Here is a 26,778-nt window from a genome sequence, read left to right on the forward strand (position 1 = left end):
ATTCTGTTTAACAAAACCTTATTGTCTTCTTATAGTAATTCTTTTTCTTAACTTGCTACTATTGCAAGTTACTTGTAACAAATCACAACAGATAACAACTAACTATCAAACCTAATTAATATTATGAAAAAAGGACTTATCGCTCTTATCGCCATTGTTGCTATACTAGTAATAGGAGGCTTATGGCTTGCTCGCACAAATAATAATCTCGTTCCTCTAGATGAAGAGGTAAGTGCACAATGGGGTAACGTGGAGAGCTCTTACCAACGTCGTGCAGACTTAATCCCAAATATTGTAAATACAGCCAAAGGATATGCAGAGTTTGAGCAATCTACTCTTATAGGGGTTATAGAAGCACGTAGCAAAGCTACCTCAATAAATATTGATCCTTCAAACATTACACCAGCACAACTTAGACAGTTTCAAGAAGCTCAGTCAGGCCTTACCTCTGCGCTATCTCGACTATTAGCTGTTTTTGAACGCTACCCAGATCTTAAAGCAAATGAAAACTTCAAGGAGCTAATCAATGAGCTGGAACGTACAGAAAACCGTATCAATGTGGAGCGTAATCGCTTTAATGAAAAGGCAAAAATCTTAAACTCTGAGATACGCATGTTTCCTACTAACCTAGCTGCAGGAATTTTAGGTTTTGAAAACCGCGCATACTTTGAGGCAGATGCAGGATCAGAAAATGCTCCAGAAGTAGAATTTGATTTTGGCACAAAATAAATGGCATCTACGGTAGAAGACTTTTTAAGTAAAAGCGACGAGCAAGCCATTGTTGAGGCTATTAGACAGTCTGAGACTCGTACTTCGGGAGAAATTCGTGTGCACTTAGAGCATCACTCTAACAAAGTAGATGCACTCATACGTGCTCAAGAATTATTTCATTTACTTAAAATGGATAATACTAAGGAAGAAAATGGAGTCCTTATTTATGTTGCTGTAGATGATCATAAACTCGCTATTTGCGGTGATGCTGGCATCAACATGGTAGTCCCACCAGATTTCTGGGAGTCTACTAAGGATGCTATGATTGCTCAATTTACTAATGGAAACTTCCGCGATGGTCTCATTGAAGGAGTACAATCTGCTGGTGAGAAACTAGCTGCATTTTTCCCATGGAAGCATGGTGATAAAAATGAACTCCCTGACGAAATAAGTACCTCTTAATGCAAGAAAAAAATAATTTTTTTGGTTCACGCTTTCGCGAAAGCGTACTCTTCTCTCTACTTTTATTAGTACTGAGCTTTCCTGCATTTGGTCAATTTAATATTCCTGAAAAACCAACAAAGGCAAATCCGGACGCAGTTTATGATTACATAGGCTTACTATCTGCAGGACAAAAGAGTGCTCTAGAAAACAAGCTTATTAAATACAGTGATAGTACCTCAACACAAATTGTGATTGCTATTATCGCTACTTCTAATGGAGAAGGACTTGATATGGTAGGCGCAAAGTGGGGACAGCAATGGGGAATAGGCCAGGCAGATGAAGATAACGGTATCCTAATAATTCTTGCAAAAGATGATCGCAAGGTAGATATCAATACGGGTTATGGAATAGAAAGCATCATTTCTGATCGCGATGCAGAGCAAATCATAAATAGAATAATGATTCCTCAGTTTAAACAAGGGAATTTTTATGCTGGACTTGATCAAAGCGCAGATGCCATCTTTGACGGCTTGCAAGGAAACTTTAAAGGAACAAGACAAGGCAACGATGGATTTCCCATACAAGGGATTCTCATGTTTATCTTTTTTATCGTTATTCTCATTATCATAAGTCGCAACAATCATCGCGGTGGCGGTCGTAATGGCGGTAAGCGCAGTGTAGGCGGCTCACTACTGGATGTTATCATACTCAGCAATATGGGACGTGGTGGCTTTGGTGGTGGTGGCTCTTTTGGCGGTGGTGGAAGCTTCGGTGGAGGCGGTGGTTTTGGAGGAGGCTTTGGAGGCGGTGGCTTTGGAGGTGGTGGTGCTTCGGGAGGATGGTAATCATACCAAGTACTTCAAAAATAAAATCTCTCAAAATAGCTTTAACACCTACGCTCATCTACACATAACTATCGTTATTATTCAGACAGACAGTAATTATAACATTTATAAAAACATTTGCATTCTTATCTAATGAATTCCGTAACTTTCAGGAAACAACTAATTATTAACACATTAAAACCAATAAAATGGCAGTATTAAAAGTTATAGAAGTATTAGCAAGTTCTGAGAAAAGCTGGGAAAATGCAGCAGAAAACGCACTTAAACACGCTAGCAAGTCAATAAAGAACATCAAATCTCTTTATGTAAACGAGCAAAACTGTGTAGTAGGTGATGATGGAAAAATAAAAGAATACCGCATGAACTGTAAGATTACTTTTGAAGTAAAGTAAATCTCTTTTTAAAATATTGAAAAAAGTCTCATCTCAAGATGGGACTTTTTTTGTTTGTATTTTTACAAGACTACCACAGTTTACAATCGCTCTTGCGTCTATAATCACACTCCTTTTACAATCGCCAAGCACTAAAATATCCCACAATGGAACATCCTTACACTAATGATCTTATACAGGAGACTAGCCCTTATTTATTACAACATGCTCATAACCCTGTAGACTGGAAACCATGGAATGAGCAAACACTCGCTCAGGCTAAAAAGGAAAACAAACTCTTATTGATAAGCATAGGTTACTCATCATGTCACTGGTGTCATGTTATGGAGCACGAGAGCTTTGAAAACACAGAGGTCGCGCAACTTATGAATGCGCATTTTATAAATATAAAAGTAGATCGTGAGGAGCGTCCAGATGTAGATAATGTATACATGAATGCTGTCCAACTTATGACAGGTCGAGGTGGCTGGCCTCTTAATGCCATTGCATTACCAGATGGAAGACCAGTATGGGGAGGCACCTATTTCCCTAAAGAGGAATGGACAAGCGCACTAGAGCAAATTGCAAAACTCTATCAAACAGCTCCAGAAAAACTCATAGAATATGCAGAAAAACTTGAACAAGGCATGCAAGAGATGGATGCAATTATCCCAAATAATAGCAGTCCAGATTTTAAGTTAGAAACGCTCCAAAATGCGATAAGCCAGTGGTCACGACAGTGGGACACTAGACAAGGTGGCCTTAACCGAGCACCTAAGTTTATGATGCCTAATAACTACCTCTTTTTACTTAGGTATGCACACCAAAATCAAGATCAAGAGATTTTAGAATATGTAAATACTACGCTAGAACAAATTGCCTTTGGTGGAGTTAACGACCACGTAGGTGGTGGTTTTGCGCGTTATAGTGTAGACACAAAGTGGCACGTGCCACACTTTGAGAAAATGCTTTATGACAATGCACAGTTGGTAAGCCTATACGCACTAGCCTACACAAAGACTAAAAATCTTTTATATAGGGAAACAGTCTATCAAACCTTAGCATTTATAGCACGCGAGATGACGACAGAAGATGGAGCCTTCTATAGCGCTATAGACGCAGATAGCTTAACTACAGATGGAATTCTAGAAGAAGGAGCTTACTACGTATGGACTAAAAAAGAGCTACAAATTTTGATAGGTGATGATTTTGATCTTTTTAAGGAATACTACAACATCAACTCCTATGGAAAATGGGAGAAAGACAACTATGTACTTATTAGACAAGATACAGATCAAGATTTTTGTAAAGAGTTTGGTATTTCGGAGCAGGAAATTATTTCAAAGAAAAATAAATGGCATGAGGATTTATTACGCTTTCGCGAAAGCAATAAAGAAAAACCTCGCCTAGATGACAAAATACTAACCTCTTGGAATGGATTAATGATTAAAGGGTATGTAGATGCCTACCGCGCTTTTAACGATGAGGTATTTCTTGCTGCTGCATTAAAAAATGCCAACTTCATAAGTACCAATCTTATGAGAGAAGATGGCGGTCTCAATCGTACATTTAAAAATGAAAAAAGTACTATAAATGGATATCTAGAGGATTATGCTGCCATAGTAGATGCCTTTATAGCACTCTATGAAGTCACAGCAGATAATCAATGGCTTAATAAGGCTAAACAACTTACAGATTACACCTTTCAACATTTTCAAAATCCAGAAAATGATTTATTCTTTTTTACATCAAACCAAGATCCTAGTCTCGCAAGTCGTAACACGGAGTTTTATGATAACGTAATACCATCTTCAAATTCGATAATGGCAAAGAACATATTTATGTTATCTCATTACTATAGCGATAATATTTATAGAGATGCGGCGAAAGCAATGCTACATAACATTCAGCCATCTATTGAGCAAAGCCCTACTAGTTTTTCAAACTGGATGGATGGAATGCTTAATTATACAATGCCTTTTTATGAGCTTGTCATCGTGGGAAAAGATGCAGAAGTCCTAAGACAAGAATTCGACAGCTATTACATTCCTAATAAATTAATTGCAACTAGCACTATCAAAAGTGATCACGACATCTTTAAGGGGCGTTACGATAATGACAAAACATTTATCTATGTATGTGTGAATAATACGTGCCAGCTACCCGTAGAAACTGTGAAAGCGGCGTTAAAACTCATGGAAGTTTAACAGAAGTTTATCCTAGAAGATTATGTAACATGTTTGCTTATATCCAATTTTGTAAAAAAATTAAATATGAGTAATCCTTTGGATCAAGTAAGCGAATACCAAGAACATATAGATCAGGCCATCAAATGGATATGGGATTTCATCCCAGGCTTTTTGAGCGCTATGGTTTTGCTATTTATTGGTTTATGGGTCATCCGTATTATTAAGCGATTGGTAGCTAAATTTTTCAAAAAAAAGGATTACGAGCCTACGCTTGAAAAATTTATTGCAGACCTTATAAACTGGACTTTAAAGATCGTACTTTTTGTACTTGTGATTACACAAGTAGGTGTGCAAACTACTTCACTGGTAGCTATCATAGGAGCAGCGGGACTTGCAATAGGACTGGCATTACAAGGATCTCTCGCAAACTTCGCTGGAGGAGTTCTTATCTTATTACTAAGACCTTTTAAAGTAGGTGATTTTATAAAAGCACAAGGACAAGAAGGAACCGTAAAAGAAATTTCAATCTTCCAGACCAAGCTTAATACTTTTGGAAATCAACTAGCTATTATTCCAAATGGAAAGTTGTCTAATGAAACCATTGTAAACTTTACCGAAGAAGGAATCCGTAAAGAAGCAATCACTTTTGGAATTGATTATGGTGATGATGTTAAACTAGCTAAAAACATTTTACTTACACTAGTCAACGAACAAGAACAAGTAATCCAAGAAGAAGGAAAAGCACCTATGATCGTTCTTGCAGAGCTAGGAGATAGCAGTGTAAATCTATCGCTAAGATATTGGGCAAAAAACGAAGACTTCTGGAACTTACGCTGGTTAGTTCTTGAGGAAGGAAAAGAACGCCTAGAGGCTGCAGGAATCACGATACCATTTCCTCAACGTGATGTACATGTTCACAATGCTGAATAATAAAAACTAGACAAGATTCCCTTTTGTATCGATTAACGATATAATCAACGTAATAATCATTCTATAAAAACTCGCATATATTGATATATGCGAGTTTTTCTATTTTTAGGTTACAAACATTAACAACCTAATAATTAAAACCAATGGAAGATTATCAAAAATGGATTGACCTCGCTATCGAAAAAGGATCAGAATACGGACTCAAAATCCTTATGGCAGTAGTCATATGGGTCGTAGGTAAATGGGTTATTGGAAAACTAATGAAGGTTTTCAAGAAAGTGCTCGAGAAAAATAAGAATATGGATAAGACACTTGAGAAGTTTTTATCTAATCTCGTGAGAACTATTTTACTAGTGCTACTTATTATAGCCATTTTAGGACAATTAGGTATAGATACAGCATCTTTTGCTGCTATTCTTGCAGCCGCTGGTCTTGCTGTTGGTCTCGCGCTACAAGGTTCTTTATCTAATTTTGCTGGTGGTGTATTACTTATGCTTTTTAAACCTTTTAAAGTAGGTGATCTTATAGAAGCTCAAGGTGAAGTAGGAGTTGTATCTGAAATTCAAATCTTTACTACCAAGATAGCTACACCAGGAAATAAACTAGTTATTATACCAAATGGTGTTTTATCTAATGGTAATATTAAAAACTACACAGAACTAGGTGAACTACGTGTAGACCTTACCATAGGTGTATCTTACGATGCAGATATTAAGGCGACTAAAGAAGCTCTTATGCGCGCTATGCACTCTCAAGAATATGTACTACAAGTACCTGCTCCATCTGTAAATATGGGTGAGCTTGCAGATAGCTCTGTAAATTATGAAGTACGTCCTTGGGCTACACCAGAAAATTACTGGGATGTATACTTCCAAACTATCGAAAATTGTAAAATTGAACTTGACAAAGCTGGGATTGAAATTCCTTATCCACATGCTGTCGAAATACACAAAGAAGCTTAAGAAGCTCTTTCTTAAAAGTAAAAATCCCGTGATACAGTATTGTATCACGGGATTTTTTTTTGCTTAAGGGTTATTACTACTTTGCTTTAGGCTTACCTGCAATAAAATCTTTGAGGTAATACGGTTCAAAATAAGCTACATCTTCAAGATCATTAGCTTCAAATTTTGACTGTGCCATAGTTGCCATTTGTGTTGATGATGGCAGCTCTCCTATCACAAACCTAGCATTAGGATGCTCACAGATTTCTTGAAATTTTTCTACGCCATTCCCCACAAAGTGAACGATTCCCTTATCTAAATATTCGGTAAAAGATGTTTCATCTAGTATTTGTGCTTGGGTTTCTCTGTGACGATTTCCATTATTATCAAAAACGGCACTGTACACCTCCATACGACGCGCATCAAGCATTGGGATGATGAGTTCGCCATCGTTTATAGTTAGCTTTCGCGAAAGCGCACCTAAAGTATCTACAGAGATAAGCGGTATATCTAGTGCTGCACAGAGTCCCTTTGTTGCCGAAACACCTATACGAAGCCCTGTATAGCTTCCTGGACCTTTACTTACAGCAATTGCATTAAGTTTATCTTTAGTAACACCTGCTGTATCAAGCACCTCTTTAATAAATACGTGTAATCGCTCTGCGTGAGAATACTTTTGAGCATTATCTTCTTGCATTGCCACTACGTTTCCATTAATAGACAAAGCCACCGAACAATTTGTGGTGGCTGTCTCTAGACATAATATACGTGTCATTTTTTACTCTTCAGATTCGTTTTTTTCTTCTCCCTTTACCTCAACTTTATCTCCTGTTTTGAGTGTTTTAGTTACAAGACTGTAAGGGCCTATTATGATCTCATCTCCTTCTTCTAGACCTGTTAAGATTTCAATTTTAGAGTCATCTTGTATTCCTGTGGTTACCACCTTCAACTTTGCTTCACCACCACTCTTCACAAATACACATTCAAATTTCTCCTCTGCCGCTCCTGCAGTTGTTGTAGACTTTGGCATAGTGCTTCTTGTAGCACTAGTATCTGTTTTTACTACAATAGCACTTATAGGTGCTGCAAGAATATCGTTACGCTTCTTAGTAATGATATCTACAGTAGCCGTCATACCAGGTCTGAAAGGCGAATATGTATCCTTTTTACCTTCTAGCAAGTGCTTATATGATTCTTCTAGAATACGCACTTTTACTTTAAAATTTGTAACCTGATCTGCAGTGAGTGTTGCTTGAGCCGAGTTTGCAATTTCTGTAACCACACCAGCAAATTTTGTTTTTAGGTATGCATCTACCTCTACGATCGTTGAATCTCCTATTGCAATTTTTACAATATCATTTTCATTTACATCTACCTCAACCTCCATATTATTAAGGTTTGCTACACGTACAATTTCTGTTCCTGCCATTTGAGCAGTACCTACTACACGTTCTCCCAGCTCTACATTAAGCATAGAAATTGTACCATCACGTGGTGCAAAAATAGAAGTACGCCCTAGATTATCTGTAGCTTGCTTTACTTGTGCAGCTACACTCTGTACGTTATAGAACGCACTCTGACGATTTGCTTGCGCGATATCGAGATCAGACTGTGCTCTTTCAAAATCTGCTTTTGAGATTACTCCTTTATCAAAAAGTGGCTTATTACGATTAAAAGTAAGCTTGGCTTGATTAAGGCTAGCTTCTGCTTGTGATAATCCTGCACGGCTATTTTGTAACGCTGCGCGACTCTGGCTTACTGCTGCTTGCACTAAGTCAGGATTGATTTTTACAAGTAGGTCTCCTTTCTTTACATCTTGACCTTCTTTAATAGGAAGATCTATGATTTCTCCAGATACTTCTGATGATAGTTTTACTTCTATCTCTGGCTGTATTTTACCCGTAGCGGCCACAGTCTCAATGATAGTTGCTCGCTCTAGCTTCTGCACCTCTACAGCCTTGAAATTACCAGACTTACCGAAAGCTCCAGATTTTTTACCTGCGATTAATGCTATAACTACAATAGCAACAATACCTAGTAAAATGAAAAGTGTTTTTTTACTCATTTTGGTTAGAATTTTAGTTCGGTAACTGGAACTCCAAAATAGAGCTCTAATACCTTTATACGGAAAATATAATCATATTTAGAACGCGCAATCTCAATCTGTGCGTTATCGTAACGTAATTTACTTTGGCTAAAATCAAAGGCGTTTGTAAGCCCTACATCATAACGATCTTTTGCATATGCATATGCTAGCTCTTGCGACTCTACAGCTATTTTGGCTGCTTCATAACTTTCTCTTGCGGCTTTTGCATCTGTGTATGCTTGATAAACAGCAGTTCTTAGGTTTTGCTCTGCTAGCTCTTTTTGAAACTCTGAGCGCATCACATTTACCTCACTACGTTTTACTTGATTTTTTACACTGAATCCATTAAACACAGGAACCCTCAAAGATAATCCATAAGAGATACCATCATTAAGATATAGTTGCTCTATAAATGGTAATGGCCCTACTTCATCAACTCCAGTAATATTAGGAGATAAGCTGGTTACAATATCACCGGTGTTACCAACAACTCCAATAGGATTTCCAGAATCAATAAAAGGAGTATCAGGATCTATAGATGTATTAAAACCGCTTGATCTACTTGACTCTCTAGTATTATAATTAAAGAATGCATCTAGTGTAGGATAAAATCCCGTTTTACTTATTTCTAAATCCTTTTTGGCTATTGCTTCATTTTGAGCAGCGATCTTAAGATCATAACGGGTTTCCTTTGCCGTCTCTATCAACACATCTGCTTGTGTGTCTAATATTCCTTCTCCTCGCACCTCATATTCCCCTTCGGCAATATCAAAGTTTGCAATATCTTTTATATTCAATAGTTGAGCTAAGTTCACAAGACCTATAGTAACACTATTTTCGGCAGCTACTATACGTTGTCTTTCACTAGCATCTGTTGCGCGTATTTCTAGTAAATCACCTCTAGGCAATACACCTCCATCCACTAGTTCTTGTGTGCGTTGTATTTGCTCCTTAGTCACTGCGTTTTGAGTGATAATTACTTTTGCACTTTCTCTTGCAAGTAATACTTGAAGATATGACACTGCCACATTAAGAGCGACATCATCTTTAAGCTTAGCAATATTATAATCTGCTGCGATTTTAGAAAGTTCTGCTCTGTCTAGTACTTTATGGTTTCTAAAACCGTTGATTAATCGCACTCCAGAACTTATCCCAAAAGATGAGTTACGTGTTTGTTGCGTTTCTAAAACTCCAGTAAGCACGTTTTGTGTAAGACCCGTTTGCCAAGAATTTGATGCCGTACCGTTTAAGGTAGGTAAAAATGCTCCTATGGCATCAGAGCGGTCTATGGCTGCAGTCTCTAGATCTAACTCCGTTTGCTGGATGTTAATATTATTATCTATCGCATATTGCACGCATTCTTGCAGGGTCCACTTCTTCTCTTGACTATACGTCGTGAGAGCGAGTAACGCTGTCATACAAAATAAGATGGCTTTTTTCATAATCTTGATTGATGTCCAATATGACTATTGAAACGGTTATATGTTACAAAAACTGTTAATTATTTTTTTTGAGAGGTTGTTACGCTTTCGCGAAAGCGTACTTAAAAAACCTCCTTGCATCTATAAAACACGGGGGTTATCTAGCCTCTACCTCCTCCAAATCCAGTAGGGATTTTAAGCTGGTTCCACACCTTGATATTATCTTCTGCTGTGATTCCGCTCTTTACTTCTACAAAAATACCATCACTCACACCCACTTCTATATCACGACGTTCAAACTCTTGATCGCCTGTGGCAACCTCCACAAATGGCTTCTTAGTCTTAGGATCATATTGTACAAGTGCCTCTTTTATTGATAGAACATCTGTCGCTTTCTCAAGAATAATACTAGCATTTGCACTTAATCCAGCTCTAATAAATGTATCAGAATTTGTGCGATCTAGTGTTCCTTTAATTTCAAACTGAATCGCTCCATTTTCGGCTACGCCCTTAGGTGCTATATAATCAAGAGTCGCATTAAAAGTCATATTTTCTATTGCTCCTACGGTGATTTCTAATGGTAAATCTTCTTTTATTTTACCTACCTCACTCTCGTCCACTTTTCCTTCAAAAATCATTTTATCTACATCTGCTAGTGTTGCAACCGTAGTTCCATCATTAAAGTTGTTTGCTTCAATTACTTGGTTTCCCGTTTTTACTGGAACGTCAAGAATCATCCCAGTAATGGTAGATCTAATTTGAGTAGTGGCAGCATTACCAAGACCACTAGTAGTTCCCGTTTTAATAATATCGTAATTTTGAGAAGCACTCGTAAGATTTACTTGCTCCTGCTTTACACGCTGTTGCGCTTGGTTATATGCATTCTGAATACCATCAAAATCATTTGCAGAAATTACTCCTTTATCAAAGAGCGCCTTCTGACGGTCGTAAATACTTTTTTGATTTGCTAGCGCAAGCTTTGCAGTCTCAACTCCCGTGCGAGCTCCTGCAATATTATTCTTTGCATTTGTAAGTGATGATGCATTAGGCACCACCTCAATTTGAGCGATAAGATCTCCTGCTTTGATATTATCTCCAGCCTCTACATAAATCTCTTTAATAATACCAGACACGTTAGGCTTAATAAGCACTTCCTCCTTAGGAACAATACTTCCAGTAGCCACCGTTTTCTTAACAATGGTGCGGCTAGAAGCTTGCTCTGTAGTGTAAACAATAGGGTCTTGCTTATCTTTTGTGTAGATGTACCAGATGCCTACTGCAAATAATATGACGATTACAATGAGTGTAATAATGGTTCCTGTGCGTTTCATGGTATGAGTGGTTGATTGTATTTTATTCTATTCTTAATGCGTCTATAGGCTTCATTTGTATTGCCCTTGAAGCAGGAATAAATCCAGCTAGTAATCCTGATACAATCAAGATAGCGAGTGCAACAAAAATGACATTAATATTTACTGATGGATTTGCAAAATTATCTACTTTTCCTACTTGGTCTAAAATGGTATTCATCACCCATATAAATCCAGCGGCGACGGCGATACCAGACATTCCCGAGATAATAGTAAGCACTAAAGATTCTTGCAAAATCTGAGATTTAATTTCCCATGGCGTCGCACCTAGTGCTCTGCGCACACCTATTTCCTTAGTGCGTTCTTTTACCACAATAAGCATAATATTACTTATTCCTATCACTCCAGAAAGTAGCACTAATGACCCTACGAAATAACCCACAAAAGTGAGGATAGAAAATAGCCCCATCACACGACCATATGCTTCTGACAAATCAAAATGACCTATTGCTCGTTTATCATCAGGGTGGATAGAGCGCTGCTCTCTCATGGTTGCAAATACTTGCTCCTTAATGTCTGTGATATTAATGTCTTCACTAGCAGTTATTGCCATCCACCCTACATTATCACCTCTATTAAAAGCTTGTGAAAACGTGGTAAAAGGCACAAAAATAGTATTTGCATCTTCCTCTGCGTCTCCGCTACTTTTTGGGTTTTTAAAAGTACCTACCACTAGAAAATTTACACCATTTATTTTAATATAGGTGTTGAGGACTTCTTCTCCATTATCATACAACCCCTTCACTACATCTTCTCCTATGACACAAATCTTACGTTTTTCATTAATATCAGAATATGAGATGTAACGTCCGGAAGTAATGTCTTGAGGCTGCTGTTTTATAAATTCTGGATAATCTCCGTAGATACTAAAAGCTCCTGTTTTTTCATTGCGCGTCACATTGTTTGCACCATTAAATCCTCCAAGTTGATTACGGGGTGAGATATATTTAAGCTCTGGATACTTCTCTCTAAGCACCTCAACATCTTCAAGCTTAAAACTAAATCTTCTTCCCTTAGGTAGTCCTTTATACGATATGGACGTACCTTGCGACCACATAAACATAGAGTTCGTCGCAAAGTCACCAAAATCTGCCGAAACTCCATTCTTAAGTCCGTTGGTTAAAGCAAGAAGCAATACCAATATTAAGATTCCCCAGAATACACCAAATGCGGTAAGTAACGTGCGAAACTTATTTGCATTGAGGGCTTCTAATATTTCATTCCAGCGGTCTTTGCTAAACATCTTGTTATACCTTGTGAAGGTGTTTTTAGTTAAACGTTAGTTCCTCCTTTTATAACGGGAGTAATTTATGAGTACGCTTTCGCGAAAGCGTGATAGTTAATTTTATTCGTCTCTTAGTGCCTCTATAGGTCTAATATTTGCTGCTCTTCTAGCTGGAATATAACCTGCTAGTGCTCCTGCAACTATTAATATAATCACTGTCGAAATTGCTGTTGTAAAATCTACTTGAGGAAACTTAATAAAGTCACTATCTATTTGTGGTCCTATGAGCTCCAATAAACCTACGCCTAGAAACAAACCTAAAAATCCAGCGATTGCGGTAATAAAAATAGATTCTTGTAGTATCATCCCAATGATAGAACTAGGTAATGCCCCTAGTGCCTTTCTCACTCCAATTTCCTTGGTGCGCTCTTTAACAATAATAAGCATGATGTTGCTTACTCCTACTACCCCAGCGATAATAGTTCCTATGCCTACAAACCAAAATACCATACGTATGGTGTCTATAAGGCTATATATTTTTTGTGCTTCTTCAAGATTATAATTTACACGCACCGCGCTCCTATCATCTGGTGATATCTGGTAGCGTGACTTAATCTCATCTTCAATACCCTGACTCACTGCTGCAGATAGTGCTACGGCCTCATCAAAATTTTCAGACATTTTTACGGTAAATGCCATAGAGCGCAAGTTGTCTCCCGCATTAAATACTCTTTGTGCAGTACTAAGCGGAATAAAAATTCTAGATTCCTCGCGTTCACCTCCTGGATCAGTAAAGACTCCAGCTACTAGAAAATTAATCCCACTTATTTTTATGGTTTCTCCTATAGGGTCTGCTGTTTTAAAGAGGTCATTTTTTACCTTCTGACCTATAATCGCAACTTTGATGCCTTCGTCTTCGTCTTTTTGAGTAAGAAATCTACCTGCAGAGAGTGTTGCGTTTTCTATAAATTGCTGTCCATAGTTTGCTCCTTCTATACGATAATTACCAGACTCGTTCCCATAGTTTACCTGGCCACCCCAGATATTATATAATCCAGTTTTATGCTCTAAGGCCTCACCAAACTTTGTATTGACATTTTCATAATCACTATTATGCATTTGGATACGCCTACCAGGATTAAGACCTGCATATTCCTTTGTGGTAACACCGGTCCATACATTTACACGGCTTTCGGCGTCTTGAGCAAATTGAGTTTTTACTCCTTTTTGAATACCCGTACTAAAACCTAATAAAATCACTAGGATAAAAATCCCTGATGCTACAGATAGACCAGTAAGAAATGTACGAAGTTTGTTTTTTCCTATGGTCTCAAAAATCTCTTGCCAGCGTTCTACATCAAACATGATTGATTGCCTTTACTTGATTTACGAGTGTATCATCTATAATGCGACCGTCTTTTAGGTTTACAATGCGCTTAGTCATCTCTGCAATATCTGGCTCGTGGGTAACAATTAAAATTGTTTTGCCCTCATCATTAATTCCCTGTATGAGATCCATCACCTCGTAAGATGTCTTTGTATCGAGTGCTCCCGTAGGCTCATCTGCTAGTAATACCTTTGGGTCACTCGCAAGTGCTCGCGCTATAGCGACACGTTGCTTTTGCCCTCCAGACATTTCGCTAGGTAAGTGTGTTGCCCATTGTGCAAGACCTACTTTTTCTAGATAATGCATGGCTCTGTCTGTACGTTCTGCACGCTTCATACCTTGGTAATATAAAGGCATTGAGACATTATCTAGCGCATTTTTATAATTGATAAGATTAAATGATTGAAAAATAAACCCTAAAAATTTATTGCGGTATTGGGCTGCTATTTTTTCATTGAGGTTTTTAATTGGGACATTATCTAGCGTATAATTACCCTCATCTGCCTCATCAAGCATTCCAAGTATATTTAAAAGCGTAGATTTTCCAGACCCAGAAGACCCCATGATTGAAACTAGCTCTCCCTCTTTTACAGAAAAGTCTATACCCTTAAGTACGTGAAGGGAGTTGCTCCCCATCTGATACGATTTGTGAAGGCCGTTTATTTCAATCATAGTCAATGGTTTATAACAATATTAACGTTTACCAACTTAAATACTGTGAATTTCTTGTTAAGACTACTTGATGTTAAGCAAGCCTTTTACGCTGTAAAATGTATTGAATAGACTGTTTTTGAGCGCTTCTGTTACACTTACATATGTTAGCGTTTTGTTAAAGATATTTTTATGCTTTCGCGAAAGTGTAACTCCCTTTTTCTTAAACTATTCTTAAAACGAAACCCTCGAGGTCATATTACCGTAAGTTCTATAGTAGATTCACACATACAAACTGAAAACTAACCATCACATAGCATCCATCACCAAAACTATCGCCTTTTTTATGGCGGTATTTTGCTTGTTATCTCCTATTAAAAAGGTGGTTTTCCAACTTGCGCACAATATTGAACATGCCATCGCGCAGGATAATGATCATAACCCACCACATCAACACGAAACCATAGCTACCCATCACCACAGTAATGAGGTGTCTACACATCACAGCCACCGCGCTCTTAGTTTTCTTAAATTGGTATTTAATAGTAATGACCAGCAGTCAGAGCAATCTAAAAGCGATGAAAAATATAATACAGACAAACAATTGTCACAAACCCATTACCCTACTCTAGTAAGCGCTACATCTACTGAGGCAGTGCAAAACTGGTGGTATCTAGAGAAAAAGTACACTTCGCAAAGAGATTTGTTTATAAAGCCACCACGGCTGTAGTATTCTCACTATGGAATACTGTTTTTATACTCGCCTATCACTAGGCTAGTCATATAAACACGCATAAATACATTCAAATCTCAAATATAATTATATGAAATTCTTTCTTGGAGTTATCACGATGCTCCTCATTATCCCATTATACGGCCAGTCTATTAAAGGTGTGGTGCTAGATGAAAATGCTAGCCCAATAGAAAATGCGAATATCTTTAATAAAGAATCGGGACAGCACGCACATACGAATGCTACAGGCTTCTTTAGTATACCTAAAACAACAGTAGGCGACTCTTTATATTTTTCTAGCCTAGGCTATGAAACCCTTCTTTATATATTATCAGAAGGTGAAACACAATTACAAATCAAGCTTGAGCCTAAGTCTTTCTCACTTGACCAAGTTCTCATTGTATCTGAAGTAAATCAATTAAGTAGAATTGTAGATATCGACGTGCAAAATAATCCTGTAAAATCATCTCAAGAAATTTTACGTAAAGTACCTGGACTAATTATAGGCCAGCATGCAGGTGGAGGAAAAGCAGAGCAAATTTTCTTACGTGGTTTTGATATAGATCATGGTACAGACCTCGCTCTTAGTGTGGATGGACTTCCTGTTAATATGGTTTCTCACGCCCACGGACAAGGATACTCAGATTTACACTTTGTAATTCCAGAAACCATACAGAATATAGAATTTGGCAAAGGTCCTTTTAATGCTCAACAAGGTAACTTTGCAACAGCGGGATATATTGACCTTAAACTTAAAGATGTTGTAGAAGACAATTTAATTACTCTTGAAGTTGGCCAATTTAATACGCAACGTTTATCAGGTTTATTTCCAGTACTTAATAAAGAATATAGCTCGTTATACTTCGCATCAGAGATATACCTTACTGATGGACCTGTAGACTCACCACAGAACTTTAATCGTCTTAACTTGATGAGTAAATACATTTATGCCAAGCCTGGAGAGGAAGAGCTGGATATTACATTATCACACTTTCAAAGTAAATGGGATGCCTCTGGCCAAATACCACAAAGAGCTGTAGATGCTGGATTAATAGGTCGTTTTGGAGCAATAGATGATACTGAGGGTGGTACCACAAGCAGAAGTAATGTATCTCTTAATTACACCAAGAACTTAAATGATAGTGACACGTTTAAGACCAATGCCTTTTTATCAAAATATGACTTTGAGTTATACTCAAACTTCACCTTCTTTCTTGAAGACCCTGTAAATGGTGATCAGATAAGACAGCATGAAGATCGTGTATTAATGGGTGTTCAAAGCTCATTTGAACGTACGGACACAGCTGTTGCTGGTTTTAATCTAGATTATCAAACAGGTGTTGGTTTTAGATATGATGATGTAAATGATGTGGAGTTATCACGCACAAAAAATCGTCGTGAGACACTAGAAAATCTATCCTTAGGTGATGTAGATGAGCTCAACGCATTTGGTTACTTTAATGCCGAATTTAAAAAAGGAGATTGGAACATTAATCCGTCTGTACGTTTAGACTATTTTAAGTTTGACTATGTGAATGAGCTAAGTCCTGTTTATGATAATCGTAGTGAAGATAAAGTGGCCTTTAGCCCTAAGCTTAATGTAATTTACACACCGTCTACTACATTTCAATACTTCCTCAAAACAGGTATAGGCTTTCACTCTAATGACACACGCGTAGTTGTAGCAAATGAAGGTGAAGATATTTTACCTGCGGCTTATGGTTTTGATATAGGTACTATCATTAAACCAGCCGACCGTCTTGTAGTTAATGCTGCCTTATGGAGCTTATTTCTAGACCAAGAGTTTGTATATGTAGGTGATGCTGGAATTGTAGAGCCTAGTGGACGCTCTCGCAGAGTAGGTGTTGAGCTAGGTGCTAGATACCAGTTTAACGATTGGTTATACGCATACTCAGATGTAAACTATACGTATGCTAGAAGCACAGATGAACCTAATGGGGCAGATTTAATACCACTAGCTCCAGACTTTACTGCCGTAGGAGGAATTAGTGTAGACAACTTAGGTGCCTTTTCTGGATCGCTTTCTTACCGTTTTATTGATGATAGAGCAGCAAATGAAGATAACTCAATCGTAGCAGATGGTTATTTTGTTACAGATATGAATCTTAATTACAAAGTAAAAAACTGGACGTACGGAATTGTGATCGAAAACTTATTTGACACTGAGTGGAATGAAACACAATTTGCTACAGAAAGTAGATTGTTTAATGAAACACAGTCTGTAGAAGAGATTCACTTTACGCCGGGTGTTCCTTTCTTTTTAAGAGGAAAGATCTCGGTTTCTTTTTAGACAAACCATTTATATTATTACCTAAAAAAGTAAAGGTGGACGGTTATACCGTCCACCTTTATTTGTTGGGGAAATTACGCTTTCGCGAAAGCTAAAGAAGTCTATCCTTCAAAATCATCTTCTCCTTCACCACCACCTCGGCTACCTCGCTCACGCTTCTTCTTTTGATTAAATCTATACGTAAATGCTAGATTAACCGAGCGAACTCTAAACTGGAACTCACTATCGCTTGTAAAAGAGTCTGTAGTTGTAAATGATTGTCGTTTACTTGAGTTAAATACATCGCTTACATTTAAAGCGAGTGTAGCGTTATCATTGAGTATGTCTTTGCTAAAAGCTAAGTTTGTAAATAAGAACCCTTCTGTATCTGTTTGCGCATTATTACTAGGACCTCTGTAAAAGATATTAGTTTGCCAGTCAATTTTATATGGCAAGCTCACTTTTGCACTTCCTCTTGTAAAGAAGCTAAAGTTACTTGCACCATAATCTACACCATTAAAAGAACCATTTGTTTCAAATAAGAATGCATTTGCACTTAAGTTTAATCGTAACCATTTATTAGGATTATATAGAACACCTAACTCTGCTCCATAACGTTCGTTTGTACTTAGGTTAATAGGAAGTGTTCTAATAATAGGCACTCCATTTGCAGTGACTAATCCTGTATCTTCTTGAATACGCTCAAAAGAATCTGTTTCATACTGGTAGTACACAGATGAAGTTAACGTCAATTTATCCCATCTTTTTAAGTATCCTAAATCATATGCACTTGCAAATGATGGAACAAGATCTGGATTACCTTGAAAGATGTTTGCTTCACTTGAACGCGACGGGAAAGGATTAATAAAACGTCCTCTTGGCCTATTAATACGTCTGTTATAGCCTAAGGTGATATTCTCACGCTCATTAAACTCATAAGTAAGATTTAACGTAGGAAACAAACCATCTGTTTGGTTATCAAAATCAAGATTAGTACCTAGGGGATTATCATCAGAAATCACTGCATCTACAGTTCCTTGCTGTCTTGTATTTTCATAACGAAGACCTGCTAAGAAAGAAAAATCACCAAATTTATCTCCATACTGTGTATAAAACGCATGTACATCTTCTTTATAAGTAAAGATATTAGAAAGTCCGTTATCTCTAATAAACGTACCACCTGCAACATCCTCCTCTAGCAGTGTGTAATCTGTCTCTGTTTCCTCAAAGTTTCCTCTATAACCTATCTCAAACTGGGCAGTCTCTCCTATAGGACGCACATAGTCTACCTGCGCTAAGTACTCCTTTTGATTTTCAATCTGAGTGATAGCTTCTGTAGGTAAATTTTCTAAAGTTGGGAAAGAGTTAAACTCTGTAATAATTGATGTTTCTGTTTCCTCATCTCTTGCATATTGTAAAGCTGCCGTAAGCTCATGGCCAGATTCATCAAACTTTGTAATAGAATTAAGGGAAAATTGATAGGTCATGTCCTCTTCATTCTCGCGCTCAAGTCTAGTTCTTGATACTGTCAATTCATTATCTGGTGTAAACTCATTTGTAAAGTTATCTGTACCAGAATCGTTATCTCCTAATCTTAAAAATCCACTTGCGGTTACAGATGTTTTTTCTGTTAGAAAATACTCAATACCTAAGTTCGTATTAAATCCTCCACGGTTTCTATCAAAATCTCTATCCTCTCTTAAAATACGATCTATTTCGTTTGTAAAAGATTGTTCTCCATCTGCTCCTATTTCTGATGCAAAATATTGATTTTCGGCAGAAGCATTTCCTGGAGAAGTACGTTTACTATATCCAGTTGTATTAAACAGATTAAACTTATCTGTTCTAAGGTTTATATTTCCTGTAACCCCATAACTTTCTGGATAACCTACATTAGTCTGGATAGAACCGTTAATACCTAATGTTTTCTCTTTTCTAAGTATAATGTTAAGTATACCCGCCGTACCCTCTGCATCATATCTGGCAGATGGTGATGTAATCACCTCTACACGTTCAATAGCATCTGCTGGCAACTGACTTAGTGCATCTACAGATCCAAATCCGGCTATTGCAGATGGTCTTCCGTTAATTAAAATACGCACATTAGAGTTTCCTCTAAGTGCTACTGCTCCATCTACATCTACCGTAACAGATGGCACATTACTAAGTGCATCACTTATAGTAGCTCCACTTGTAGTGAGATCTTTACCTATGTTATATATCTTTTTATCTAGTCGCACTTGTACTTCTGTAGTCTCTGCGCGTACAATCACTTCATCAAGAGATTGAGAATCTATAGCTAGTGTTTGTGTAGGCAGTGTAGTATCCTTAGTAAGACGTTGAGCCGCTAGGACTTTTGTTTCAAACGAGATAAACTCAAACTTGATATCATATACACCTGCTGGTATTTCTATGCTGTACTTTCCAGAAGGGTCTGTGATTCCTCCTGTTACTACTTTCCCATCTGCAGTGGCAAATGATACTGTTGCATACTCTAAAGGTATATTAGTCTCTGCCTCCATTACTGTACCAGTAATAACAACATCTGGTCGATCCCCTCCAGGTCGCTGTGCAACAGCAACTAAAGAAAATGACAGTAATAAAAGGGTAATAAAATGTTTCATCCGTTTGATAGTTTGGTTCTAAAATTAGACACGCAAATTACGGATGGGTTTAGTCGGGTTGTCCTAAGGTTTTGTTAAAGAATAAAAACCATTAAACCCCAGAGAAACTAAAAGAAGAACCTATTGACAGCAAGTAATCAAAAAAACTTTTTTTAGGATTCAATATGTTCGTCTTGTGACTCAATAGAAGCGTTTTTTCTAGATTTATAAACGAAGTAGAAAACACCACCCACAAGGATATATGGAATTATCATAAGGTACTTTATTCCATTATTTATTCCTTTGGCAGTACTGTTATCCTCTTCAGATTCTAGAACGGCACGACACATTGCGCACTGAGTAGTAGATGCTGCCACTGTTGCATTTAAGTCCGCTTTCGCGAAAGCGCAACAGAAAAACATTACAACTAGTACTTGTTTAAGATTTTTCATCTAGTGGATGTAATAAGGTGAGATCATTAAATACACAACAACGCCAGTGATTGCAACATACAACCATATAGGAAAAGTAATACGCGCTAGTTTTCTGTGCTTATCAAAACGCTCTGCAAGTGCTCTTACATATGTAAACAATACCAATGGTATGATTATTATAGAAAGTGCAATGTGCGTAATCAAAATGAAGAAATACACATAACGGATAAGCCCTTCACCTCCAAAACTCGTAGAGTCTGATGTCATGTGATAAGCAACATACATCAATAAAAACAATACAGATAACCCAATAGCGGTTTTCATTAAACGTTCATGAAGAGTGCGATTTCCATTTTTTATGGCGCGTACTGCTAGTATTAATACAATAGCTGTAAGTCCGTTTATCGTAGCGTAAACTGGAGGCAAGAATGTAAGTGGCTCTACATCTATACCGTAATCCTTAAGCTTAACACCAAATAGTATAGCAACGGCTATAGGAATCACTACCGATAAAATAATGATCCAAACTCTGTATTTCTTCTCTGTAGGGTTGAGTGTACTCATAATCTATTTAAGTAATTTCTGTATGTCTTCAATAAGTATATCTATCTCTGGCGTTTCTCCTCCTTCTGGGACATTTTCATTCATAGGTACAAACCCTCTGTAATAAGGTTTGGCATTACCATATGGATCTAACCTAGAACGAATGAACCCATTTTGATCAATAAGTGCAAACAGTCCCGAGTGGTATAAATCACTCTCATCTTCTTCTTCATTTGTAGCAAGATAAAAACCTTCGTTAGATAGCTTTCTAATAACAGAACGATCACCAGTCATAAAGTTCCAGTTAGGGTTAGTAACTCCGTATTCCTCTTGATACTTTTTAAGTACCTCTGGCTGGTCATGTTCTGGATCTATAGAGAAAGAAGCAATCCCAAAATCATCGCGTCCTTCAAATCTCTTTGATATTTCAATCAAATTATGACTCATTGGGATGCAAATATCTGTACATCTTGTAAAGAAAAACTCTACTAGGTATACTTTCCCTTTATAATCTGCATTTGTAATGGTATCATTATCTTGATTTACAAATGAAAATGGTGGCACCTTTCTATCTACGCCACCTTGATTAATGTAGATTAACCCATCTGGTGCATCATTGATTTTCTCGCCACCTTCTTGATGCATTCTACCACCGCGGGATACATCATCATTTGCTATGCGTTTATAAATCTTTGGAATTACAATGATCCCAAAAATGAGCACAATGGCAGCTATTCCTATATATGTATTTTTTCTCATGACTTAATAGCTGTTACTTGTTGTCTCTGCGTTGCTCAATCTTAGGACTAGCGTTATTATTCTTCTTAAGTGCCAGCCTATACTCTGCCAGTAATATTTTTACGTCATCCTTAAGATAACCCATTTCTACCGCTTGTGTAAAATCATAGCCGTACACATTTGCCTTCTTTTCCTCATGACCAGAACGTAACGCTCTTGCCTTATCTATCACAAACACATTAGGATGTCCGCCATCATTCATCATAGAAAGTGAGGTGCCTAGTGTATTAAAATGCTCTTGAGTTTGTTGCTTTGATGCTACAATGAAGCGCATTTTTGAAGTGTCAAAAATACGAGACAATTCTGCTCTTAGATTATCTATCACATCTTCACTTCCTTCATTTACAAATAAAACCAATTGGAAATCTGTATAACGCTCAAAGTATTTGAATATCATTAAATTCAAATTTGCCGTATAGCCTTCATTTCCTTTAAGTCCGTCACCTAGGTAACCAACTAAAGTAATATGATCATCAAATGTAAGTGGAGCTTCAGGTGTTGCTTCTGTTGTAATTTCTTGGTCTGCATACCTATTAATGTCTGCTACTTCTGGCGTAAGCAAAGGTAAATTTGCAAAGTTGTAAACTCCAGACGCAAAGAAGAGATAGATAAGCACTGGCAGCACAAAAAGCGATATAAGAACGATTTTCTTTTTCATGTTACAAAGATAAATCTCAAGAAGTAATCGAGCTTATAATTGGTTTCAATTTTTATGAAATAACGCTTTCGCGAAAGCGTAACTACAAGACATAAAAAAAGCGACTCGAAAGTCGCTTTTAATTATTTATTAGAAATCCCAACTCTGGAATCCTGTGTTGTAAACTTCAAAGATATAATCACCTTCTGTAAGTAAAATGAATACTAAGTAACAAATAAGGAAGATACCTGTCCAAACTACTGCTCTGCGTAATCCTTTAACTTCGTCACGCATGTGCATGAAATCCCAAGTAATATAATATGCCTTTACAATAGTAAGGATAATGAAAATCCAGTTAAGAAGTTTCATCCTTATAAAGGTTGTTTCTAGTAAAAACTCTGGCTTTATAATACCTAGAACAACTTCTACAGCTGTGATAATCGAAAGAAATATAAGTACTCCCCAGATTTTCTGAATGTTATTCTTGAACTTTAATGTTCCTCTAAATATTGCAAGTTTATGTTCGTGTGCCATAATGTATAATAGTCTGAAAGGTAAATTAAACTAGGTAGAAGAATGTAAATACAAATACCCATACAAGGTCTACAAAGTGCCAGTATAAACCAACCTTTTCAACCATCTCATAGTGTCCTCTTCGCTCATAAGTTCCAAGAACTACGTTAAAGAAAATAATGATATTGATCATTACACCTGAAAATACGTGGAATCCGTGGAAACCAGTAATAAAGAAAAAGAAATCTGCAAAAAGTGGTGCTCCATATTCATTATGAATAAGGTTTGCTCCTTCTACCACGAGCTTTCCATCTCTAGATAGTTTTGCAAGAGACTCTTCTCGTGACAATACCGTCTTCTCTCCATTTTCTGTAAGTGTCTGGATGCGTATCAATGCATTAGGAGTAGCTTCAAAACCAGCTTTTACTTCCTCAATTGAGTATGTAGTAGGTGCAGCCTCGTCTGAAAACCAAACTCCATTTTTATTAAGGTGTTGCTCTCGCTCTCCCACTTGCGTAATTGCAAAATCACCAAGTGCCATACGGTTACCATCTGTATCAACAAACTGAAGAATCTTACCTCCCTTTGTTTCTACTGCACCGTAATCACCTTTAATAAAAGTAGCCCACTCCCATCCTTGTGATCCCACGAAGATGATACCACCTATGATGGTAAGGAACATGTAGAATGCTACACTTTTATGCTTTAAGTGGTGTCCTGCATCTACAGCAAGTACCATAGTTACAGAAGACATAATCAATACAAACGTCATAAACGCCACGTATATCATAGGGAAATTTCCGTGTATGAAAGGTACGTGTGTAAATACTTCGTCAGCTATTGGCCAAGCATCAATAAATTTAAATCTAGAAAAACCATATGCGGCTAGAAAGCCAGAAAAGGTTAATGCATCTGATAAGATGAAAAACCACATCATTAGTTTTCCGTAGCTCGCTCTTAGTGGTTGATTACCACCACCCCAAGTTGCTCCCTCGGCGTCGTTGTTTGTCACTGTCGTGTCCATTCGTAAGAATTGGTTAATTTAATGGTTGCAAAAATAAGTATTTTATGTTCAGATATCAACACTGAACCCTCGATTTATAATCGTTTTAGATACGTGTCAATATAATAATGTATCGCTAGACTACTTTGTAACAAATAAAAGCACAAATAAAAACACCCAAAGAATATCTAAAAAGTGCCAAAACGTTACTCCTAGTGTTAATCCCAAATGTTCGGCTGCAGAATATTTTCCTCTTAAATGATTGATAATTACCGTAATTAAAGATATAAAACCAGCGATAAGGTGGGCAATATGCACAGCAATGATAAGAAAGAAAAAGGTAGTTGTAATATTACTAGACGCTCCTGTAAAATAATAACCCTGTTCTTGAAACGCACTAAAGCCTGCAAACTGAGAAACCACAAATCCTATTCCTAGTGCTAGTGTAAGCATCAAAAATAAAGTTCCCATTGAATTTTTACCGCTTATAATAGCATTTTTGGCAAGGTGTATCGTGATACTACTTATTATAATTAATACTGTAGAAACTATAAGCGCCTGCGGAAAATCATAGTTTTCTAACCAGTCACGACGTTCCATGCTTACGATATATGCACTCGTAAGTCCTGCAAATGTCATACACAAACTTATAATCCCAAACCACAACATCTGCTTTTTGGCGCGATCTTGTTTTAACTTTTCACCTCTTTGAGTATAATCCATCTATCTTAAAAATTTATCTATTACAAAAACAATTTGAAGTAGTGTGATGTAAGTCACACTTGAAAGCATTAGTCGTTTGGCTGTTTTTGCATCTCTGTTTTGGTACAATTTAATTGCCCAATACAGCATAAATAATCCTAGCGCCCCTACGATAATTGCAGAGACAGGTGTTAAAAATAAATCTCCAGTTACCCCAAATGCAGGTATAAGCGAGATAAGTACCGTCCATACCGTGTATAACACGATTTGAACTGCAGTTCCTTTATCACGTTTTCCCGTAGGCAACATAGCAAAGCCTCCTTTTTTATAGTCATCAAAAAGAAACCACCCTATTGCCCAAAAATGAGGGAACTGCCAGAAAAATTGTATCATAAATAACGTTCCAGGCTCTATCCCAAAATCATTAGTAGCAGCTACCCAACCTAACATGTAAGGTATCGCTCCTGGAAATGCGCCTACGAAAACAGATAGTGGGGTTTTCGTTTTTAAGGGCGTATATAACAGTACGTACATAAATATAGAAATTCCTCCAAACATAGCTGTCTGAGGGTTTATGTAATACAATGTACCTAAACCGAGAATTGTAAATGTGATTGCTATTAAGAGCGCCTTTTGCTTAGACATCCTTCCTGAAGCTACAGGCCTATTTTTTGTCCGATCCATCAAGGCGTCTAGATCTTTCTCTAGCACCTGATTATAAGCGTTTGACGCGCCTACCATAAAGTAGCCTCCTACAGCCAGCAGCAATACAACAAACCAGTCTATCTCTGTGGCTCCAAGAAAATATCCCGCAACACTAGAAAACACAACGCTTATAGATAAACGCATCTTTGTGATTTCTTTAAAATCGTACCAAGCAGAGTAAGTATTCGTATGTATAGCGACGTCGCTCAAAGACAGTAGGTTTAGCAATTTTTTAAGTGGTGCAAAGATACTGCCCAAAAGGAATCTGTACAACAAAACGACAAGCATAATAGGTTGTTAAAATTACGCTTTCGCGAAAGCGTAACTACATCAATACGACTACCTTTATAAAAAAACTCAAAAATGAAACACTTTACACTCATTATCATCACACTAATAACTGCTGCAACTACTGCACAAGGACGTTTTGACGATGTACAAATTACTGTTGAAAAAGTCACCGATCACATCTATATGCTTCAAGGAGCTGGTGGAAACATAGGAATCTCTACTGGAAAAGATGGTGTTTTTATGATAGACGATCAGTTTGCACCTCTTAGCGAGAAAATCACAACTGCCATTAAAACCATATCTGATCAGCCTGTGAGTTTCTTGGTCAACACTCACTTTCATGGTGACCACACTGGAGGAAATGCAAATTTTGAAGCCACTGGAGCAATGATTGTAGCTCATGATAATGTACGTAAAAGACTAGCAGCCGATGAGAAAACAGCTAGTGCTGGACTCCCAGTTATCACTTTTAGTGAAGATGCTACTTTTTATCAAAATGATGATGACGTATTTTTAACCCACGTTCATCATGCACATACGGACGGAGATGCGCTTGTTTATTTCGCTCAGAGTAATGTACTACATACGGGAGACACCTTCTTTAACGGCAACTTCCCTTTCATAGACACTAATCGTGGCGGTAGTATTCAAGGAGATATTGATGCAGCAAAGAAAGGACTTATGCTTATCAATGAGGATACTAAAATAATTCCTGGACATGGAAATCTAGCAACAAAAGAAGACTATCAAAAATACCACGACATGCTTGAAAGTGTTCATACAGCAATTGCTGCAGCGATAGAGACAGGTAAAACTCTTGAAGACGTTACTGCAATGGAGACAATCACATCTGAATATCTTACAGATGAAGCGTCTGCAAAGAGCTTTATTACTGGGCCAAAATTTAGAAGCACTGTTTACAAAAGCATACTAGAGAATAAATAATAATACATCT

26 protein-coding genes are annotated in these 26,778 nt (G+C 37.3%); 10 read left to right on the forward strand and 16 right to left on the reverse strand.

Features of this window, described 5'->3' with window-relative positions; genetic code table 11:
• Nucleotides 1-123 precede the first annotated feature (123 nt).
• The 7 genes from DCS32_RS03915 (at nucleotide 124) to DCS32_RS03945 (ending at nucleotide 6,452) form a co-directional block, all read left to right on the forward strand.
• Nucleotides 124-729: a LemA family protein gene (locus tag DCS32_RS03915; RefSeq protein WP_013751096.1), complete on the forward strand. Its 606-nt coding sequence runs from the start codon at nucleotides 124-126 to the stop codon at nucleotides 727-729.
• Nucleotides 730-1,173 carry a TPM domain-containing protein gene (locus DCS32_RS03920; protein WP_108877081.1) on the forward strand — a complete coding sequence of 148 codons (444 nt, stop codon included), beginning with the start codon at nucleotides 730-732 and terminating at the stop codon, nucleotides 1,171-1,173.
• Nucleotides 1,173-2,000: a TPM domain-containing protein gene (locus DCS32_RS03925; protein ID WP_108877082.1), complete on the forward strand. Its 828-nt coding sequence runs from the start codon at nucleotides 1,173-1,175 to the stop codon at nucleotides 1,998-2,000. The genes DCS32_RS03920 and DCS32_RS03925 overlap by 1 nt, the downstream gene beginning before the upstream one ends.
• A 188-nt stretch (nucleotides 2,001-2,188) precedes the next feature.
• A complete protein-coding gene (locus tag DCS32_RS03930; protein WP_013751093.1) occupies nucleotides 2,189-2,392 on the forward strand; it encodes a dodecin family protein in 204 nt (67 codons plus the stop codon).
• 146 nt (nucleotides 2,393-2,538) lie between these two features.
• Nucleotides 2,539-4,578 carry a thioredoxin domain-containing protein gene (locus DCS32_RS03935; RefSeq protein ID WP_108877083.1) on the forward strand — a complete coding sequence of 680 codons (2,040 nt, stop codon included), beginning with the start codon at nucleotides 2,539-2,541 and terminating at the stop codon, nucleotides 4,576-4,578.
• Nucleotides 4,579-4,644: 66 nt separating this feature from the next.
• Nucleotides 4,645-5,490, forward strand: a complete 846-nt coding sequence (locus DCS32_RS03940; protein ID WP_108877084.1) for a mechanosensitive ion channel family protein — start codon at nucleotides 4,645-4,647, stop codon at nucleotides 5,488-5,490.
• A gap of 143 nt (nucleotides 5,491-5,633) precedes the next feature.
• A complete protein-coding gene (locus DCS32_RS03945) occupies nucleotides 5,634-6,452 on the forward strand; it encodes a mechanosensitive ion channel family protein (RefSeq protein ID WP_108877085.1) in 819 nt (272 codons plus the stop codon).
• Nucleotides 6,453-6,528: 76 nt separating this feature from the next.
• On the opposite strand, the gene tsaB is transcribed toward DCS32_RS03945, so the two are convergent.
• The 7 genes from tsaB to DCS32_RS03980 form a co-directional block, all read right to left on the reverse strand.
• Nucleotides 6,529-7,206, reverse strand: coding sequence for a tRNA (adenosine(37)-N6)-threonylcarbamoyltransferase complex dimerization subunit type 1 TsaB (tsaB, locus tag DCS32_RS03950; RefSeq protein ID WP_108877086.1), 678 nt, complete (start codon nucleotides 7,204-7,206; stop codon nucleotides 6,529-6,531).
• Nucleotides 7,207-7,209: 3 nt separating this feature from the next.
• Complete coding sequence (locus DCS32_RS03955; RefSeq protein WP_108877087.1) at nucleotides 7,210-8,496, reverse strand: efflux RND transporter periplasmic adaptor subunit; 1,287 nt, start codon at nucleotides 8,494-8,496, stop codon at nucleotides 7,210-7,212.
• A 5-nt stretch (nucleotides 8,497-8,501) separates the two neighbouring features.
• Nucleotides 8,502-9,959: a TolC family protein gene (locus tag DCS32_RS03960; protein ID WP_239057559.1), complete on the reverse strand. Its 1,458-nt coding sequence runs from the start codon at nucleotides 9,957-9,959 to the stop codon at nucleotides 8,502-8,504.
• A gap of 140 nt (nucleotides 9,960-10,099) precedes the next feature.
• Nucleotides 10,100-11,269 (reverse strand): efflux RND transporter periplasmic adaptor subunit, encoded by a 1,170-nt coding sequence (locus tag DCS32_RS03965; RefSeq protein WP_108877089.1) that lies wholly within the window; start codon nucleotides 11,267-11,269, stop codon nucleotides 10,100-10,102.
• Nucleotides 11,270-11,291: 22 nt separating this feature from the next.
• Complete coding sequence (locus DCS32_RS03970; protein ID WP_108877090.1) at nucleotides 11,292-12,551, reverse strand: ABC transporter permease; 1,260 nt, start codon at nucleotides 12,549-12,551, stop codon at nucleotides 11,292-11,294.
• Between the two features lie 102 nt (nucleotides 12,552-12,653).
• Complete coding sequence (locus DCS32_RS03975) at nucleotides 12,654-13,898, reverse strand: ABC transporter permease (protein WP_108877091.1); 1,245 nt, start codon at nucleotides 13,896-13,898, stop codon at nucleotides 12,654-12,656.
• On the reverse strand, nucleotides 13,891-14,592 hold the full coding sequence (locus DCS32_RS03980; protein ID WP_035335655.1) for an ABC transporter ATP-binding protein: 702 nt from the start codon (nucleotides 14,590-14,592) through the stop codon (nucleotides 13,891-13,893). The genes DCS32_RS03975 and DCS32_RS03980 overlap by 8 nt, the downstream gene beginning before the upstream one ends.
• Before the next feature lie 325 nt (nucleotides 14,593-14,917).
• Between DCS32_RS03980 and DCS32_RS03985 the strand changes: the two genes are divergently transcribed.
• Both DCS32_RS03985 and DCS32_RS03990 read left to right on the forward strand, forming a co-directional pair.
• Nucleotides 14,918-15,301 carry a hypothetical protein gene (locus DCS32_RS03985; RefSeq protein WP_108877092.1) on the forward strand — a complete coding sequence of 128 codons (384 nt, stop codon included), beginning with the start codon at nucleotides 14,918-14,920 and terminating at the stop codon, nucleotides 15,299-15,301.
• A 94-nt stretch (nucleotides 15,302-15,395) separates the two neighbouring features.
• Entirely contained in the window at nucleotides 15,396-17,615 is a 2,220-nt protein-coding gene (locus tag DCS32_RS03990; RefSeq protein WP_108877093.1) for a TonB-dependent receptor, read from the forward strand.
• 101 nt (nucleotides 17,616-17,716) lie between these two features.
• Here DCS32_RS03990 and DCS32_RS03995 read toward each other — a convergent pair whose 3' ends face one another.
• The 9 genes from DCS32_RS03995 to cyoE form a co-directional block, all read right to left on the reverse strand.
• A complete protein-coding gene (locus DCS32_RS03995) occupies nucleotides 17,717-20,218 on the reverse strand; it encodes a TonB-dependent receptor domain-containing protein (protein ID WP_108877094.1) in 2,502 nt (833 codons plus the stop codon).
• A 152-nt stretch (nucleotides 20,219-20,370) separates the two neighbouring features.
• Nucleotides 20,371-20,649: a hypothetical protein gene (locus DCS32_RS04000; protein WP_204161799.1), complete on the reverse strand. Its 279-nt coding sequence runs from the start codon at nucleotides 20,647-20,649 to the stop codon at nucleotides 20,371-20,373.
• Nucleotides 20,650-21,195, reverse strand: coding sequence for a DUF420 domain-containing protein (locus DCS32_RS04005; RefSeq protein ID WP_108877095.1), 546 nt, complete (start codon nucleotides 21,193-21,195; stop codon nucleotides 20,650-20,652).
• 3 nt (nucleotides 21,196-21,198) lie between these two features.
• A complete protein-coding gene (locus DCS32_RS04010) occupies nucleotides 21,199-21,933 on the reverse strand; it encodes an SCO family protein (protein WP_108877096.1) in 735 nt (244 codons plus the stop codon).
• 13 nt (nucleotides 21,934-21,946) lie between these two features.
• Nucleotides 21,947-22,630 (reverse strand): hypothetical protein, encoded by a 684-nt coding sequence (locus DCS32_RS04015; RefSeq protein ID WP_108877097.1) that lies wholly within the window; start codon nucleotides 22,628-22,630, stop codon nucleotides 21,947-21,949.
• Nucleotides 22,631-22,759: 129 nt separating this feature from the next.
• Nucleotides 22,760-23,143, reverse strand: coding sequence for a cytochrome C oxidase subunit IV family protein (locus DCS32_RS04020; protein WP_108877098.1), 384 nt, complete (start codon nucleotides 23,141-23,143; stop codon nucleotides 22,760-22,762).
• A 25-nt stretch (nucleotides 23,144-23,168) separates the two neighbouring features.
• Nucleotides 23,169-24,146, reverse strand: a complete 978-nt coding sequence (locus tag DCS32_RS04025) for a cytochrome c oxidase subunit 3 (RefSeq protein WP_108877099.1) — start codon at nucleotides 24,144-24,146, stop codon at nucleotides 23,169-23,171.
• Between the two features lie 120 nt (nucleotides 24,147-24,266).
• Complete coding sequence (locus DCS32_RS04030; RefSeq protein ID WP_108877100.1) at nucleotides 24,267-24,848, reverse strand: heme-copper oxidase subunit III; 582 nt, start codon at nucleotides 24,846-24,848, stop codon at nucleotides 24,267-24,269.
• Entirely contained in the window at nucleotides 24,849-25,676 is an 828-nt protein-coding gene (gene cyoE / locus DCS32_RS04035; protein WP_239057560.1) for a heme o synthase, read from the reverse strand. It lies immediately after the preceding gene.
• A 219-nt stretch (nucleotides 25,677-25,895) separates the two neighbouring features.
• Between cyoE and DCS32_RS04040 the strand changes: the two genes are divergently transcribed.
• Nucleotides 25,896-26,768 carry an MBL fold metallo-hydrolase gene (locus tag DCS32_RS04040; RefSeq protein WP_108877102.1) on the forward strand — a complete coding sequence of 291 codons (873 nt, stop codon included), beginning with the start codon at nucleotides 25,896-25,898 and terminating at the stop codon, nucleotides 26,766-26,768.
• Nucleotides 26,769-26,778 lie beyond the last annotated feature (10 nt).

The sequence above is a fragment of the Dokdonia sp. Dokd-P16 genome (assembly GCF_003095655.1).
Lineage (GTDB): Bacteria > Bacteroidota > Bacteroidia > Flavobacteriales > Flavobacteriaceae > Dokdonia.